Annotated in this window: 16 protein-coding genes and 1 pseudogene; 8 read left to right on the forward strand and 9 right to left on the reverse strand. The window is 62.1% G+C overall.

Features of this window, described 5'->3' with window-relative positions:
* Nucleotides 1-9 precede the first annotated feature (9 nt).
* From JQ597_RS23570 to JQ597_RS23595, 6 genes and pseudogenes are all read right to left on the reverse strand, one after another.
* On the reverse strand, nt 10-1,281 hold the full coding sequence (locus JQ597_RS23570; protein WP_212267045.1) for a CpaE/TadZ family protein: 1,272 nt from the start codon (nt 1,279-1,281) through the stop codon (nt 10-12).
* A complete protein-coding gene (locus tag JQ597_RS23575; RefSeq protein ID WP_212267047.1) occupies nt 1,278-2,027 on the reverse strand; it encodes a CpaD family pilus assembly protein in 750 nt (249 codons plus the stop codon). Before JQ597_RS23575 ends, JQ597_RS23570 begins: the two co-directional genes overlap by 4 nt.
* 9 nt (nt 2,028-2,036) lie before the next feature.
* Nucleotides 2,037-3,521 carry a type II and III secretion system protein family protein gene (locus tag JQ597_RS23580; RefSeq protein ID WP_212267049.1) on the reverse strand — a complete coding sequence of 495 codons (1,485 nt, stop codon included), beginning with the start codon at nt 3,519-3,521 and terminating at the stop codon, nt 2,037-2,039.
* Between the two features lie 158 nt (nt 3,522-3,679).
* Nucleotides 3,680-3,877, reverse strand: a pseudogene (locus tag JQ597_RS37745) (Flp pilus assembly protein CpaB); the annotation flags it as partial.
* Nucleotides 3,878-4,004: 127 nt separating this feature from the next.
* Entirely contained in the window at nt 4,005-4,529 is a 525-nt protein-coding gene (locus JQ597_RS23590) for an A24 family peptidase (protein ID WP_192737153.1), read from the reverse strand.
* A 219-nt stretch (nt 4,530-4,748) separates the two neighbouring features.
* Entirely contained in the window at nt 4,749-4,913 is a 165-nt protein-coding gene (locus JQ597_RS23595) for a Flp family type IVb pilin (RefSeq protein ID WP_192737154.1), read from the reverse strand.
* A gap of 308 nt (nt 4,914-5,221) precedes the next feature.
* Here JQ597_RS23595 and JQ597_RS23600 point away from each other — a divergent pair, with 308 nt between their 5' ends.
* From JQ597_RS23600 to JQ597_RS23620, 5 genes are all read left to right on the forward strand, one after another.
* Entirely contained in the window at nt 5,222-6,049 is an 828-nt protein-coding gene (locus JQ597_RS23600) for a sterol desaturase family protein (protein WP_212267053.1), read from the forward strand.
* A gap of 207 nt (nt 6,050-6,256) precedes the next feature.
* Entirely contained in the window at nt 6,257-7,084 is an 828-nt protein-coding gene (locus JQ597_RS23605; RefSeq protein WP_212267055.1) for a sterol desaturase family protein, read from the forward strand.
* 156 nt (nt 7,085-7,240) lie between these two features.
* Entirely contained in the window at nt 7,241-8,056 is an 816-nt protein-coding gene (cpaB, locus tag JQ597_RS23610; protein ID WP_212267057.1) for a Flp pilus assembly protein CpaB, read from the forward strand.
* 115 nt (nt 8,057-8,171) lie between these two features.
* Nucleotides 8,172-8,705 (forward strand): TadE/TadG family type IV pilus assembly protein, encoded by a 534-nt coding sequence (locus JQ597_RS23615; RefSeq protein WP_212267059.1) that lies wholly within the window; start codon nt 8,172-8,174, stop codon nt 8,703-8,705.
* A 19-nt stretch (nt 8,706-8,724) separates the two neighbouring features.
* Nucleotides 8,725-9,309 (forward strand): TadE/TadG family type IV pilus assembly protein, encoded by a 585-nt coding sequence (locus JQ597_RS23620; RefSeq protein ID WP_249133292.1) that lies wholly within the window; start codon nt 8,725-8,727, stop codon nt 9,307-9,309.
* A gap of 118 nt (nt 9,310-9,427) precedes the next feature.
* Here JQ597_RS23620 and JQ597_RS23625 read toward each other — a convergent pair whose 3' ends face one another.
* From JQ597_RS23625 to JQ597_RS23635, 3 genes are all read right to left on the reverse strand, one after another.
* Entirely contained in the window at nt 9,428-9,640 is a 213-nt protein-coding gene (locus tag JQ597_RS23625) for a cold-shock protein (RefSeq protein ID WP_002714433.1), read from the reverse strand.
* A 267-nt stretch (nt 9,641-9,907) separates the two neighbouring features.
* Nucleotides 9,908-10,192, reverse strand: a complete 285-nt coding sequence (gene infA / locus JQ597_RS23630) for a translation initiation factor IF-1 (RefSeq protein ID WP_025588295.1) — start codon at nt 10,190-10,192, stop codon at nt 9,908-9,910.
* Nucleotides 10,193-10,215: 23 nt separating this feature from the next.
* Nucleotides 10,216-11,658, reverse strand: coding sequence for a DEAD/DEAH box helicase (locus JQ597_RS23635; RefSeq protein ID WP_212267063.1), 1,443 nt, complete (start codon nt 11,656-11,658; stop codon nt 10,216-10,218).
* Nucleotides 11,659-12,231: 573 nt separating this feature from the next.
* On the opposite strand from JQ597_RS23635, the gene urtA reads away from it, so the two are divergent.
* From urtA to urtC, 3 genes are all read left to right on the forward strand, one after another.
* Nucleotides 12,232-13,551, forward strand: coding sequence for an urea ABC transporter substrate-binding protein (urtA, locus tag JQ597_RS23640; RefSeq protein ID WP_212267066.1), 1,320 nt, complete (start codon nt 12,232-12,234; stop codon nt 13,549-13,551).
* A gap of 110 nt (nt 13,552-13,661) precedes the next feature.
* Nucleotides 13,662-15,275: an urea ABC transporter permease subunit UrtB gene (urtB, locus tag JQ597_RS23645; protein WP_212267279.1), complete on the forward strand. Its 1,614-nt coding sequence runs from the start codon at nt 13,662-13,664 to the stop codon at nt 15,273-15,275.
* Nucleotides 15,272-16,435, forward strand: a complete 1,164-nt coding sequence (gene urtC, locus JQ597_RS23650; protein ID WP_212267069.1) for an urea ABC transporter permease subunit UrtC — start codon at nt 15,272-15,274, stop codon at nt 16,433-16,435. The genes urtB and urtC overlap by 4 nt, the downstream gene beginning before the upstream one ends.

The raw sequence follows: 16,435 nt of genomic DNA on the forward strand, positions 1-16,435 counted from the left end.
GCGGACGGCTTACTTCTTGGCCCGCAACTTCTCGATCAGGGGCGACAGGAACGACCCCTTCGGCTTCTTGGTCTCGCCGCGGCCTGTCAACCGCTGCGCAATCTGCAGGAACATCTCGGTGGTCCGGTGATTGGCGGAGATTTCCGCAATCATCTGGCCGTTGTTGGCGGCCGAGCCGAACATCTGCGGCTCGAACGGGATCGTGGCGATCGGCTGGCTCTCGATGGCCTTGGCGAATTCGCTGGCGGGGATCTCGGGGCGCTTCGGAATGCCGACCTGGTTGAGGCAGTAGAGCGGCGCGCGGTCGTTCGGCCGCGACGCCTTCAAGAGGTCGTAGATGTTCTTGGTGTTGCGCAGATTGGCCAGATCGGGGGCCGCCACGATCAGAATATCGTCGGCTGCGATCAGCGCGCGTTTGGTCCATCCCGACCATTGATGGGGAACATCGAGCACGATGCAGGGCATCGTGGTGCGAAGCGTATCGAAGATCGCATCGAAAGCGTCGGCGCCGAAATCATAGACCCGGTCGAGCGTCGCTGGCGCCGCGAGCAGGCTGAGATGGTCGGTACATTTCGACAGCAGGCGGTCGATGAAGGCGGTATCGACCCGGTCGGGCGAGAACACCGCGTCCGCGATGCCCTGCGGCGGGTCCTGGTTGTAGTCGAGGCCGGCGGTGCCGAAGGCGAGGTCGAGATCGGCGACCACCGAATCCAGCGCCAGATCGCGGGCGATCGCCCAGGCGACGTTATGCGCGACGGTGGACGAGCCGACGCCGCCCTTGGCGCCGACCACGGCAATGATGCGGCCGACTGCCTTGGCTTCGGGCGCCGAGAACAGGTTGCAGACCGCCCGGACGACGTCGATGGCGGTGACCGGGGCGATCACATAGTCGCTGACGCCGCGGCGCACCAGCTCGCGGTACAGCGTGACGTCGTTGATGCGGCCGATCACGATCACGCGCGTTCCGGCGTCGCACACGGTGGCCAACTGATCGAGGCCGAGCAGGATATCGTTGCGGCCTTCGGTTTCCAGGATGATCACGTTCGGTGTCGGCGCGGAGCGATAGGCCTCGATGGCGGCGGCCATGCCGCCCATCTGGATCTTCAAATGAGCCTTGCCGAGGCGGCGGTCTTCGCCGGCCGATTGCACGGCGGCAGCGGTTTCCACCGTCTCGCAGAATGCCTGGACGGACACCCGCGGCGCCGGCGCGATATGATCTTCCGTCGACGGCGGCTGGCCGTCCGGCTGCTGTTCGGGGGTCTGGCGCGAGTAGCTGATCATTTGCCTGTATCGCTGAGTTTGGCCTTGTCGGCTTCGGGATAGGTGGTCGTGGTTGACGTACCCTTGCGATATTTGTCGAAGGCGATGTTGCGCCGCGGCGTATAAGCGGGCGTCTCCTCACGCGGCTGCACGAGATCCGACGGATTATCGACCATCGCGGCAAGATTGCGCTGATTGGAGCAACCGAGATTGTAATAGGGCTTGTTTTCGAAATAGCCCCGGTTGTTGACGGACGGTCCGAGGTCGTCGGGCCACAGGCCGCAGGGCCCGGCGGTGGCCGAGATCTTCGGATAGGTCAGCCGGATCGCCGCCATGTGCCTGGGGTCCTCGGGACGATACTGGCGTATGGCGACCGCGCGCGGCGGGACGCCGGCAGCGGCGAACGTCGCCTGGATCTCGCGCAATGATTCGCTGGCAGCGCGCGCGTTCGGCGTATCGGTGGGCATGTCGATGGTGATGCCGCCGGTACCCTCCTTGAGCCAGGTCTGGGCCATTCCCATCACATCGGAGCGCTGGTTCGCGGAGAGTCCGCCGCGGCCACGGCCGACGAATACGATCACCGTGCGATCGGCTTCCTGAATCGCGATCGGATGGCGCAGGCGATAATCGTCCGGCACGCTTGCCGTCGCCACCGGGTCGGTGTGCTTGCAGGCGCCCAGCACCACGGCCAGACCGATCAGCGCTCCCGCGAGGCGGAGAGCGCGCTTGCGGTCGGCGGTTATTGCGGATGTGCTTTGTCGTGTCATCGTCCCGCCTCAGTCCGTAATAAAGCCGTAGGTGCCGCGATATTTCCGTCCCGGCTCATTGCTGCGGCCCGGAACGCCGTAGACGCGATTGATGCTGCCGAGCAGATCGGTCTGCGGATCGGAGGCGTTGGCGAACCCGTCATCGGGGCGCGAAAGATCCTTCTGCGCCACCGCGCGAACCACGTAGGGCGTCACCAGGACCATCAACTCGGTCTGGCTGTTGACGAAGTCGCGGCTGCGGAACAGCGTGCCGAGCACCGGCAATTGCGCCAGACCCGGAAAGCCATTGATGGCCTGCTTGGTCTGTTCCTGGATCAGGCCGGCCATCGCCATCGCGCCGCCCGAGGGAATTTCAAGCGTTGTCTCCGCGCGGCGGGTCTTGATCGAGGGAATGGTCAGCGAGTTGGTGCTCGTGGAACTCACCGACTGGGTCAGCGTGATCGAGTTCTCGTTCGACAGTTCGGATACCTCAGTCATCACCCGCAGGCTGATACGGCCTTCGGTCAGCACGACCGGCGTGAAATTGAGCGAAATGCCGAACTTCTTGAACTGGATCTGGGTCGTACAGACGCGCGTGACCGGGTCGCAGGAATAGCCTGCGGGAACGGGAAACTCGCCGCCGGCGATGAAGGTGGCGGACTCACCGGAAATAGCGGTCAAATTGGGTTCGGCCAGCGTCCGCACCACGCCGGCGCTTTCCATGGCGCGAAGGGTAGCCGTCACCGACGGGACGTTGCCGCCGCCGAACGTTCCCGATGCGGCGTTAGCTGCGACCAGCGGGCGGCCATAGGCGGTAAACGGGTTGGCGTTGCTGAAGTTCACCACCGCCGTGCCGTAGGTCATGCTGGCCGTAAGGTCGATGCCCATCTGCTTGATGATGTTGCGCGCGACTTCGGCAACCGTCACCTTCAGCATCACCTGGTCGCGGCCGCGGACGGCGATCGAATTGACGACCTTGTCGGTGCCGCCGGCGAGGCGGGAGGCCAGATCGAAGGCCTGCTGCGCGTCGATCGGGCTTGCCGCCGTGCCGGTCAGCACCACGCCGTCGCCGACGCCGTCGATACGGATGTCCGAGTTCGGAAGCGTCTGTTTCAGTGCGGCGCGCACGCCGTTGAGGTCGCGCGTGACCGCAATGTCATAGGCCGCGATCTGCTGGCCCGCCGAATCGAAGAATATGATGTTGGTCTGGCCCACCGCCGCGCCGATGATGTAGGCGCGCTGGGAGGAGCGGACGACGGCGTTGGCGATCTTCGGATCGGCCACCAACACGTCCTTGATGTCGCGCGGCAGGTCGATCACGATCGACTTTCCGATCCCGAGCGAAACCGCGCGCGCGTTCATCTGGCCGTCCATGGCGGCGGGCGCCGCGGCGCGATAGTCGCTTGCCTTGACCGGCGTCAGGGCCGGATTGAGCGTCAGCGCTGCGACCGCCGAAAATGACAGGGCGCGGACGATAAATGTCCGCAGCATCGGCTGATTTCCCCTGCACTTCATAACGAGCGTCCTTTCGGTCACTTCTGCATCGACTGCTGGCTGGCCACGCCGTATCTGACGACGCTGATGCTGTCGCCGCGCCGGATGGGTTGGCCGTCCGTCTTGTTCTCGACCATGTTGATGTCCGCGATGCTGCGCAGCGCCAGCGAAAGCGTGCCACTCTGCCATTGCATATCCTCGGGCTTGAGCGACTGGCCGAGGCCGATGTCGCCCCTGGCGACCAGAATATCGAGGGTCTGCAGCTGCGCGACCGGCTCGGACGCGGCTGGCTGGTGGTCGGATCCGCTGGCCGGATTTGCGGCAGTGCCGCCAGCGCCCATGGCGATGGTCAAAACGACAATGCGAGCGGTATTCATACGCTTCACTTTCCACATTACGCCGCGACGCTTCCGCCGCCGTGATGGGAGTTGACCAGCTATTCGTCAAAGCATGGTTAATGAGGCGTGAGTAAATTGCCTTAACGGTGCGTTACCGTTCGAAGGATCAACGCATTGCGAGGTGCGTGACGTCGATCGACTTGATCCACTCGGTCTCCGGATAGACCATCAACGCGCCGATCGCGAGCGCGATGCCGTAGGGGATTCCGGTCTGTTTGTCGTGGAGGCGGAGCAGCCAGGCCTGGCCCGTGAGCGGCCGGGGGAGCGGCCATTGCCTGGCATAGAGCAGCAGCAGCGTCAGGGCGCCGCCGAGCAGCGACGCATAGAGCAGATAGTTGAGCAGGTGATCGAAGCCGAACCAGAGCGCTACCCCAGCCGCGACCTTGGCATCGCCGCCGCCGACCCAGCCCATCGCGAAACAGCCAAAGGCCACGACGAGGACAGTGGCGCCGGCGCCGAGATGCATCAGGAAATCGTGCAGGCCCATTCCGCCCAGCGGCGCCAGAACCAGAAAGCCGGCCACCAGGGCCAGCGATATCCGGTTCGAAATCGTCATGGTGAAAAGGTCGCTCGCGGCCGCGAATGCCATCAGGGCCGGAAACAGCATGAGGCGGGCAATATCGAGGATCATGGATTCACACAGCCCGTGCTGCCAACGCGAAGGCCGGGAAGACCTGAAAGAAGACGTTCCAGCATCCGGCGAACCTATCGGCGAGAAGTGAACAATCGGAAAACGGCCCGCACGAGACGGATCCCGCAAAAACCGCGAGTCTCGGAAACGACCCTAAGTCGCGCAAACGACAAAGGCCCCGGGTGACCCGGGGCCTTTGAAGCAGATTGCGACGATCGCTTATTTCAGCGAGGTCGAGATCGTGCCGAAGTTGGTCGACAGCTTGCCGCCGACGCCCTGAACGGCGGTGATGATCGCGATCGCAATACCGGCGGCAATCAGGCCGTATTCGATGGCAGTCGCGCCGGACTCATCCTTGACGAAACGCGAAACGAGATTCTTCATAATAGATAACTCCTGTGTACACGTGGCTGGTCGAACTATCATTTGGTCTCGCCGGCGTTCTCAGCACCGTGACCATGACGTCACCCTAAAAGCCGACCATTGCGGCGCAGTTAATTCGGTTGCGTAAAACCGCGGGGAACTCGCTGTTCTCACTCAGAGTAAACGCGGAATTAAGCCAGTTGATAAAATGCGCGTATTATTGCGGGCCTTGCTGTCGCAGCCGCGTACGGCCTGAATCATTGCCGAATTCACCGCTCCTTAAGCGCGAGGGTGATACCCCTTGGGTCTCCCCATCAAGCGAGGCCGTCATGTCGGGTATGCCGTTGGAAGTCATCGAGATGATGGGCCAGACCATGGCGAAGGTAGTGCCGGTTACGATCGGCCTCGCCCTGGTGTTCACGGTGCTCTCGCATTTCTGGGCCTGCAATCCCGGCAAGCCGTGGTGGCGCAAGCGCGAACTCATCACCGACATCTGCTACTGGTTCTTCGTTCCCGTGTTCGCCCGTGTGTTCCGCATCGGGCTGTTGGTGCTCGGCGCCGGTGTCGTCTTCAACATTCATGATGTCGACGCCCTGATCGCATTCTACGACAATGGCCACGGGCCGCTGGCCGCGCTTCCGCTCTGGGTGCAGGCGCTGCTGTTCCTGGTTGCCTCCGACTTCATGCTGTATTGGCTGCACCGGATGTTTCACAGCGGCGGCTTCTGGAAGTACCACGCGATCCATCATTCTTCGGAAGATCTCGAGTGGATTTCCGCGGCGCGGTTTCACCCCGTCAACCTGTTCATCGGAACGATCATGGTGGACGTCATCCTTCTGATGGCGGGCATCTCGCCCAACATCATGCTCTGGGTCGGTCCGTTCACGACCTTCCACTCGGCGTTCGTCCACGCCAATCTGAACTGGACGCTCGGCCCGTTCAAATATGTGCTGGCGACGCCGGTGTTCCACCGCTGGCATCACACCTCGCAGGAAGAGGGCGGCAATACCAATTTTGCCGGCACCTTCCCGCTCTGGGATATTCTGTTCGGAACGTTCCGGATGCCGGAAAACAAGCTGCCGGACAATTACGGCGTCGACGATCGGTCGGTGCCGGTCGAAATCGGCGGACAACTGGCCTATCCGTTTCGCCAGTAGCGCATTCGAGGAAAGCATGCCCTCGGACTTGATCCGGGAGTGAGATGCTGGCCGGAAGATCCAGCGCGGTGGCCCGGCAGATTTCTCGGAAGTCTTCCTCACGGCGGAATTGACCGCCCAATCCGATCGCGGCACGCTGCGCGTCTGAGCCTTGCAGAAATCGAGTTCTGGGGGGCGCTTTATCGCGCAAGGTGCTAAGAAGCGGCAATGTTCCTGGGCCTGGAAATCGTCGAGATGCTTGGCCAGACGATGGCCATCGTGGTGCCGGTCACGATCGCCCTGGCGCTGGTGTTCTCGGTGCTGGCGCATTTCTGGGCCTGCAATCCCGGCCGGCCGTGGTGGCGCAAGCGCGAGCTGGTGACCGATCTCGCCTACTGGTTCCTGGTGCCACTGTTCGCCCGCGTGTTCCGGATCGGGCTATTGGTGCTCGGCGCCGCCCTGGTGTTTCAAATTCATGACGCCGACGAACTGATCGCCTTCTATGACAATGGTCATGGGCCGCTGTCGACGCTGCCGCTGTGGCTGCAGGCGGTGCTGTTCCTGGTGCTCGCCGATTTCATGATGTACTGGCTGCACCGCATGTTCCATGGCGGCGGCTTCTGGAAATACCACGCCATCCATCATTCCTCCGAGGATGTGGACTGGATTTCGGCGGCGCGCTTTCACCCCGTCAACCTGTTGCTCGGCACCATCGGGATCGACGTCGCGCTGCTGATGGCGGGTATTTCGCCGAACGTGATGCTGTGGCTTGGCCCCTTCAACATTTTCCATTCGGCGTTCGTTCACGCCAATCTGAACTGGACGCTCGGCCCGTTCAAATACGTGCTTGCCACTCCGGTATTCCACCGCTGGCATCACACCGCGCAGGAAGAGGGCGGCAATACCAATTTCGCGGGCACCTTTCCGCTCTGGGACATCCTGTTCGGAACCTTCCGGATGCCCGAAGGCCGTTTGCCGGACAATTACGGTGTCGACGATCAGTCGACCTTCCCGCGCGAGATCGCAGGGCAACTGGCCTATCCATTCCGGAAATAGGCTCGGAACGCGAAGCGTCGGGCGTCAGTCCGGTTCCCGACAGCGGGGTTTGTTAACGCGACTTCGATGCGCTCCCTTAACCTTGCTTTGACCTATATCCGGCTAGACTCGCTTCAGCGCCGGAAGCGTCGCTGCGTCATGTATGAGTAAAAGCGTATGAACACCGCCCGAATTATTGTTCTGGCCATCGCAATCAGTGCTGGCGGTGTTGCCGCATACCTTGCGAGCGGTATCGACAAAGAAGCCCCCGCACCGGTCGCAGCAGTACCACAACTGCCGACGGTGGACGTGCTCGTAGCCAAAGATGACATCGGCCTTGGCCAGACTGTCGCCGCCGAAAACCTGCAGTGGCAGACCTGGACCGAGTCGTCTTCAAGCGGCAGCTTCATTCGCAAGAAGGACCGGCCCGAGGCCATCACCCAAATCGTTGGCTCCATCGCCCGCATGCCGTTCATCGCGGGAGAACCGATTCGCGAGCAAAAGTTGGTCAAGGCGAACGGTTCAGGGTTCATGGCGGCGATCCTGCCGACGGGAATGCGGGCCGTCTCGACTGAAATCTCGGCCGAAACCGGGGCAGGCGGCTTTATTCTGCCGAACGACCGCGTCGACGTGATTCTGTCGAAGCGCGAGAAGCAGCAGAGTGTCGATGGCGGGGGGCAGCCGCCCGATATCATCTCCTCCCAGACCGTTCTGACCAATGTCCGGGTTCTCGCCATCGACCAGGCCCCCAAGGAAAAAGAGGGCCAAAACGCGGTGCTGGGAAAGACGGCGACGCTGGAAATGACGCCTGATGAAGTCGAGATTCTTGGAAAAGCGCGCCTGAGCGGGAGTTTATCACTGGCGTTGCGCAGCATCACGGACAGCAAAACGGCGGCCGTTGCTCCAACCGGCAACAGCAAACTGGTCACGGTTTACCGCGGAAGCACCAGCGCCGACGTGCTGAGTTGCACGCCGCTTTGCGCCCGGCGGTAGAGAGTTAACGGCGGCTTAACGGCGCGGGTCGTTCTGCTTCTATCCGCCGAAACACTTCGACAATCTGTTTCGGCTACTTATGACGGCAGTTCCGCACGCGCCTGAGGTCGCTTCGATGCCGTCGCATATCCGCTCTTTCAGCCAGTTGCTGCGCCGTTTTCGCCGCAATCGCGGTGGCTCGGTCGTCGTCGAGTTCGCGTTTGTCGCGCCGATATTCTTTGCGCTGCTGTTTGCGATCATCGAGACGGCGTTGATGTTCTTTGCCAGCCAGGTGCTCGAGACGGTGACGCAGGATTCGGCGCGCATGATCATGACCGGTCAGGCGCAGAACCAGCAGCTCACTCCGGCAGAGTTCAAGACGGTCGTCTGCGGCAAGGTCGCCGCGCTGTTCGAATGCAACAAAATTGAAGTCGACGTACAGAGCTATCCGCAGTTCAGCGACGTCGACGTCGGTAACCCGATCACCAAGAAGGCATTCACCAATCCGAACAATTACAAACCCGGCGGCCCCGGCGACATCGTCGTGGTGCGGCTGTTCTATCGATGGCCGATCCTGGTCACCAAGTTCGGTTATGACATTTCGAATCTCTCCGACGGCACGCGGCTGTTGACCGCAACTGCTGCGTTCCAGAACGAACCTTTCAATTAAGGGCAGGGCGATGAGTCTGATGACCAGAGTTTGGCTTCGCATGCGGCGTTCGGCGCGCGCTCTGCCCGGTGACACAAGGGGTATCGCGGCGGTCGAATTCGCCATGGTCGTGCCGGTGATGCTGGTGTTGTTTTTCGGTACGGTCGAGTACTCGACGGCCGTCGCGGTCGACCGCAAGGTGACGTTGATGGCGCGAACGCTGTCCGATCTGACGTCGCAGAACGTCTCGGTGACGACTGGTCAATTGAGTAACATATTCAATGCCAGCACCGGCATCATGACGCCGTATCCGTCATCGGAGGTGAATGCCAGGATCGTGGAGCTCTACATCGACAAGGATCTTGTCGTGCGTCAGATCTGGACCGCTACGTCGGGATCAACGCCGCCGGCGGGTACCGTGACTGTACCTGCCGCACTCAAGGTCGCCGGCTCGTATCTGATCTATAGCGAGGTCACGTACCAGCATAAACCGATCATCGGCTATCTGATGCCGAAGGCCGGGAAAAATTTGAGCGACGTCACCTATACCCGTCCGCGTCAGTCACTGTGCGTTTTCAATCCGCCGCCTGCGGTTGGCGCCACTGGTAGCTGTCCCACTACTTAGGTCGCGCGGCGCAAGGGTAGCGCCTCTGCGACGCATAAAAAAAGGCCGCGCCATGGGCGCGGCCTTTCGTTATTTCGAAGCAATTTTCAAGGGCGCGCCGGGCGTCCTGAAAAATCACTCATCCAGCGGCGCGCAGATTGTCGGCCGAAGATTTGCCAGAGCGACGATCGGCCACGATTTCGTAGCTGATCTTCTGGCCTTCACGCAGCGTACCAAGACCGGCACGTTCGACAGCGCTGATGTGCACGAACACGTCATTGCCGCCGTCATCCGGCTGGATGAAGCCATAGCCCTTGGTTGCGTTAAACCACTTCACGGTTCCCATGCTCACGGGGGTAGTCCCTTCTCAGATATACTAGTCGTAGCCCACCTCTCGATGGGCTGGTGAGATCGAATTTTTGGAAGGGTCGTCAGCGTCTAAACCGGCTGTACCGGTGGATAGCTAATGTCGTCCGGCCGAAAATCGATGCTCAATATTATTCGATCAAGGGGTCCAAAACAATCCTGAGGTGCACGATTTTTTGAACAGGGCATGCCCGGTCCATCGCGCACCGACATCAGCTGTCGGGCACGATGGCAATCGGTCGTGGGAAGCCCGTTACCGGCGGCGGAACTGGCCGCCACGCGGCGGTGCACCACGCGGGGCACCGGTCGAGGGACGCTCATCCTTGTGACGGAAAATCAGCCGGCCCTTCTCCAGATCATAGGGCGACATTTCGATCGTGACCCGATCGCCTGCCAGCGTCTTGATCCGGTTCTTCTTCATTTTACCGGCGGTGTAGGCAACAATTTCGTGTCCTGCGTCGAGCTGCACGCGGTAGCGCGCGTCGGGGAGGATTTCGGTCACCAGTCCTTCGAACTGGATCAGCTCTTCTTTAGCCATATTTGTCTCCAGATCGATCGAGGCTAGCGCTGCGGCCGATGGGTACGGTTGGGTTGGGTATTCGGGCGGCTCTCGCGATGCAAGAAGGCGACGCCTTGAATGCCTTCGCTGTTGCCACCCTGCGCCGGACGCGGCGACTCATGCCGGGTCGGCTGCGACGCGGCATTATTACCACCTCCGCGGCGGGGACGGCGAGGGCCTTTTGAGCCCGGCGATTGCTCATGGGAACGGCCGCCATGGCTATGGCCGTTGGCGGCGTGGCCACGCGGTGCGGAGCGTGCGCCCCGGTTCTGGGACGGCTTCTGGGACGGCGCAGGCGCGGTATCGCGCGTGCCGGGCGTGCGGCGGTCTTCGCGGGGCAGCGCCACGCGGATCAGCCGCTCGATGTCGCGCAGATAACCCATTTCCTCGGCGCCTGCGATCAGCGAGATCGCAACGCCTTCGGCGCCGGCGCGCGCGGTGCGGCCGATGCGGTGGACATAGGTTTCCGGCACGTTGGGCAGGTCGAAATTGAACACATGGCTGATGCCGTCGACGTCGATGCCGCGGGCGGCAATGTCGGTGGCGACCAGGGTGCGGATCTCGCCGGAGCGGAACGCTGCCAGCGCCCGCTCGCGGTTGTTCTGCGACTTGTTGCCGTGGATGGCGTCGGCCCGAATGCCGACCTTGGCGAGGCCCTTTACCACCTTGTCGGCGCCATGCTTGGTGCGGGTGAAGATCAGCGCGCGGTCGACCGGCTCCTGCTTCAGGAGCTGGGCCAGGATCCCCGCTTTGGCGGCGAAATCGACCTGGATGATGCGCTGGGTGATGCGTTCCACGGTGGAGGCCACCGGCGTCACCGCCACGCGGGCGGGATCGCGCAGCATCGCTTCGGCGAGCTCGGCGATGTCCTTGGGCATGGTGGCCGAGAAGAACAGGGTCTGCCGCTTGATCGGCAGTTTGCCGACGATTTTGCGGATGTCGTTGATGAAGCCCATGTCGAGCATGCGGTCGGCTTCGTCGAGCACCAGGAACTCGACCTGGCCCAGCTTGAGGCCGTTGCTCTGCACGAGATCGAGCAGGCGGCCGGGGGTGGCGACCAGGACTTCGACGCCCTGCATGAGGGAGCGGACCTGACGGCCCATCGGCACGCCGCCGATCGCCAGCGTCGAGGTCAGGCGGATGTGGCGGCCATAGGCGTTGAAGCTGTCGAGGATCTGACCCGACAATTCGCGGGTCGGCGAGAGCACCAGCACGCGGCAGCTCTTGGGCTGCACCCGGACGCGGTTCTCCAGAATGCGGTGCAGGATCGGCAGCGCAAAGGCCGCGGTCTTGCCGGTGCCGGTCTGGGCGATGCCGACGACGTCACGGCCGGTCATTGCGAGGGGGACGGTCTGGGCCTGGATGGGTGTGGGGGTGAGGTAATTTTCTTCCTTGAGCGCACGCGAAATGGGATCGGCAAGGCCGAAATCCTGAAAGGAGGTCAAAAGGTGGTTCTTTCCATTAAAAAGGCAGGCGCCCGGCCGATACAGCCAGGAGCGCGCGAGGGGGTGTCTGAGACACCCGCGTGTTTGGGGCGTCGGTTTTGCTAGGCTGAAGGGGCAAGCCAGAAACCGTTGAACGGGATCAGAACACGCGGCTCGCAAGGACCTGATGATTCTCTAGGTCACGGGGCTCATATGGAACATGAACGCGGCGCTTTCAAGGTAAATCGCCGGATATGCTTGGCGCGGTTAAGAAACAGCCGGAAATTCGCTCGTCCCACCGGGCCAGGCGCACACTCGTTGGCCCCTGCATCGCCAAATTTTCGTGCCGTAAAATTAGACAAATGGCCTATTTTGCTTAAAATATAGACTGTTTGCCGCAAAAGAATACATTTACTGGGTCCAAAAAATAGGCAGATTTCTTGCCGTTTTCTCCGCAAGCGGAAGATTCTACTGCAGTTCTATAGACTTACCCTGTGCTCAGACCGTGGCATGGTTCTTGCGATTCCGGTAACGCAGGCGGCCGTTGGGGCCGTTTCGCAACGTTTCACGCCTGCGTCAGGGAGATGACATTTCATGCTTGCACAACTTACCCACGATATAGCGACGCTGAGCCGCCGCCGCTGGCTGGCGGCGACCGCTGGTCTGGTTTTGGGCCTCGCTGCGTTCACCAATGCCAAAGCGGCCGACGACACCATTAAGGTCGGCGTGCTGCATTCACTTTCCGGCACCATGGCCATCAGCGAAACCACGCTGAAGGATACCGTCCTCTTTCTGATCGACGAGCAGAACAAGAAGGGCGGCATACTCGGCAAGAAGCTCGAGGCCGTCGTGGTCGATCCGGCGTCGAACTGGCCGCTGTTTGCGGAAAAGGCCCGCGAGCTGATCACCAAGAACAAGGTCTCCGTCGTATTCGGCTGCTGGACCTCGGTGTCGCGCAAATCCGTGCTCCCGGTGTTCAAGGAACTGAACTCGATCCTGTTCTACCCCGTGCAGTACGAGGGTGAAGAGAGCGAGCGCAACGTGTTCTACACCGGTGCGGCGCCGAACCAGCAGGCGATCCCCGCGGTCGACTACCTGATGAAGGACGAGAAGGTGAAGCGCTGGGTGCTGGCCGGCACCGACTACGTCTATCCGCGCACCACCAACAAGATCCTCGAAGCCTACTTGAAGTCGAAGGGCGTCAAGCAGGAAGACATCATGATCAACTACACGCCGTTCGGTCACAGTGACTGGCAGACGATCGTGGCCGACATCAAGAAGTTCGGCTCGGCCGGCAAGAAGACCGCTGTTGTCTCCACCATCAACGGCGACGCCAACGTTCCCTTCTACAAGGAACTCGGCAACCAGGGCATCAAGGCGACCGACATTCCGGTTGTCGCGTTCTCGGTCGGTGAAGAAGAACTCGCCGGCATCGACACCAAGCCGCTGCTCGGCCATCTGGCCGCCTGGAACTACTTCCAGTCGATCAAGGATCCGGGCAACGAGAAGTTCATCAAGGCCTGGCAGGCCTACACCAAGAATCCGAAGCGCGTGACCAACGATCCGATGGAAGCACACGTCATCGGTTTCGAAATGTGGGTCAAGGCGGTCGAGAAGGTGAAGTCGACCGACGCCGACAAGGTGATCGACGCGCTGCCCGGTATCGAAGCCAAGAACCTGACCGGCGGCACCTCGAAGATGCTTCCGAACCATCACATCACCAAGCCGGTGTTCATTGGCGAAATCAAAGCCAACGGCCAGTTCGACGTGGTGTGGAAGACCCCGGGCCTGGTGGCCGGCGATGCATGGTCGAAGGAGCTCGACGGCTCCAAGGACCTGATCGGCGACTGGGTTGGCAAGAAATGCGGCAACTACAACACCAAGACCAACAAGTGCGGCGGTCAGGGCTCCTGATCTCGATCTGATCCGAAGGATCATGGTCTGACGTCCATAAGAAACTTCCAAGAGAAGACCGGAAGGCGGCGATGTCGCCGCCTTCCTTTTACTTCCGCCGGGGTCGTACAGTGCCTGCCAATGTCTTTGACCGCCTTCGCGCGCTTGTTCTTTCCGTATTCCTGATTGCTGCCTTCGCTGTGCCGGCGCTGGCGGGTCCGTTCGAGGACGCGGTCGCCAAATTCGCCAATGACGAATTCTCCGACACCGACGAGGCGATTGGCCTGATCGCTTCGTCAGGCAACGCGCTGGCCTTTCCGATCATCAGTGCCCTCCAGGATGGCCGGCTGTCGGCCGATCCGGAATCCAAGAAAGTTTTCGTCACGCAGGCCGACGGCAAGATCATCGAGGCCGCGACCGGGGCTGCGGTGGCCAGCCTGCCTGCCGGCGCGTCCGCCGTTCGCCTCAACAACCGCCTGCGCCGCACCGTGGAGGCCGCCCTTGGCAGCCTGACCCTGTTGTCCCCCGATCCCGCCAAGCGGATCGCGGCGGCGCAATCGGTGTTCAAGAGCCATGACGAGGCTGCGCTTCCGGTCATCGACGGCGCGCTGGCGAAAGAGACCAACAAGGCTGCGAAATCGGCTTTTGCCGAGGCCCGCGCCGCCATCCTGCTCTACAAGTCGGATGCGTCAGACGCCGAGAAGCTGGAGTCCATCGCCATCATCAAGGCGCGCGGCGATCAGGAAGCGCTCGCGCTGTTGACGGGCCTTGGCAGCGACGCGCCGCCGCTGGTGGCGCAGGCCGCGGCCGGCGCGATCTCCGCGATCCAGAGCAATCTTGCGCTGTGGTCGATGGTGCAGAACGCCTGGTACGGCCTGTCGCTGGGCTCGGTGCTGCTGCTCGCCGCGATCGGGCTTGCGATCACCTTCGGCGTGATGGGCGTCATCAACATGGCCCATGGCGAAATGGTGATGATCGGCGCCTACACCACCTTCGTGGTGCAGGAGGTCATCCGCACCCGCTATCCCGGATTGTTCGATTATTCGCTGCTGATGGCGGTCCCGCTGGCCTTCCTTGTTGCCGGCGCACTCGGCGTGGTGATCGAGCGCAGCATCATCCGCTTCCTCTACGGCCGCCCGCTGGAAACCCTGCTCGCGACCTGGGGCCTCTCGCTGGTGCTGCAGCAGGCGGTGCGAACCGCGTTCGGCCCCACCAACCGCGAAGTCGGCAATCCCAGCTGGATGAGCGGCGCGTTCGAACTCGGCCAGATCACCATCACCTATAACCGGCTCTGGATCCTCTGCTTCACGCTGGCGGTGTTCGCGATCCTGCTCGCGATGCTGCGCTACACCGCGCTCGGGCTCGAGATGCGCGCGGTGACGCAGAACCGCCGGATGGCGGCGTCGATGGGCATCGCCACCTCGCGCGTCGACGCGCTTACCTTCGGCCTCGGCTCCGGCATCGCCGGGATCGCCGGCGTGGCGCTGTCGCAGATCGACAATGTCAGCCCCAACCTCGGCCAGAGCTACATCATCGACAGCTTCATGGTGGTGGTGTTCGGCGGCGTCGGTAATCTCTGGGGCACGCTGGTCGGCGCCTTCACGCTCGGCATCGCCAACAAGTTCCTGGAGCCGGTGGCGGGGGCCGTGCTCGGCAAGATCGCGATCCTGGTGCTGATCATCCTGTTCATCCAGAAGCGGCCGCGCGGCCTGTTCGCGCTCAAGGGACGGGCGATCGAAGCATGACGCCGCATGTCCTCACCCGCTCGCTGGATCGCAGCGCAACCGTCTTCCTGTTGATCGTCGCCGGTCTCGGCGTGCTGATCCCGCTGTCGAACCTGCTGCTGCCATCAGGTTCGATGTTCCAGGTGCCGACCTATCTGGTGGCGCTGTTCGGCAAATATGTCTGCTATGCCATTCTGGCGCTCTCGATCGATCTGATCTGGGGCTATTGCGGCATTCTCTCGCTCGGCCATGGCGCGTTCTTCGCGCTCGGCGGTTACGCGATGGGCATGTACCTGATGCGACAGATCGGCAGCCGCGGCGTTTACGGCAATCCGGTCCTGCCCGACTTCATGGTGTTCCTGAACTATCCGTCGCTGCCCTGGTACTGGTACGGCTTCGACATGTTCTGGTTCGCGGCGCTGATGGTCTTGGTCGTGCCGGGCCTGCTCGCCTTCTGCTTCGGCTGGCTGGCGTTCCGCTCCCGCGTCACCGGCGTTTATCTGTCGATCATCACGCAGGCGATGACCTACGCGCTGCTGCTGGCGTTCTTCCGCAACGATTTCGGTTTTGGGGGCAATAACGGCCTGACCGACTTCAAGGACATTCTGGGCTTCAACGTCCAGGCCGACGGCACCCGCGCCGCCTTGTTCATTCTGAGCTGCCTGGCGCTGATCATTGCCTTCCTGATCTGCCGCGCGGTGGTGACGTCGAAACTCGGCAAGGTGCTGATCGCGATCCGCGACGCCGAGTCGCGCACGCGATTTCTGGGCTACCGCGTCGAATCCTACAAGCTGTTCGTGTTCACGCTGTCGGCCTGCATGGCCGGCGTCGCCGGTGCGCTCTATGTGCCGCAGGTCGGCATCATCAATCCCGGCGAGTTCGCGCCGGGCAATTCGATCGAGGCGGTGATCTGGGTGGCGGTCGGCGGCCGCGGCACGCTGATCGGGGCTGCGCTCGGCGCCATCGTGGTCAATTACGCCAAGACCGTGTTCACCTCGGGTCCCCTGGCGCCGTATTGGCTGTTCATGCTGGGCGCGCTGTTCATCCTGGTGACGCTGCTGCTGCCGAAGGGCATCATCGGCACCTTCAACGCCTGGTATGAGCCGTGGAGCGCGAAACGGCTGATGGCCGAAAGTGCGGCGCGCGAAGACGGCGTCAACGAACCGAACCCGGCGGAGTGA

The organism is Bradyrhizobium sp. AUGA SZCCT0177 (genome assembly GCF_018130125.1).
Taxonomy (GTDB): domain Bacteria; phylum Pseudomonadota; class Alphaproteobacteria; order Rhizobiales; family Xanthobacteraceae; genus Bradyrhizobium.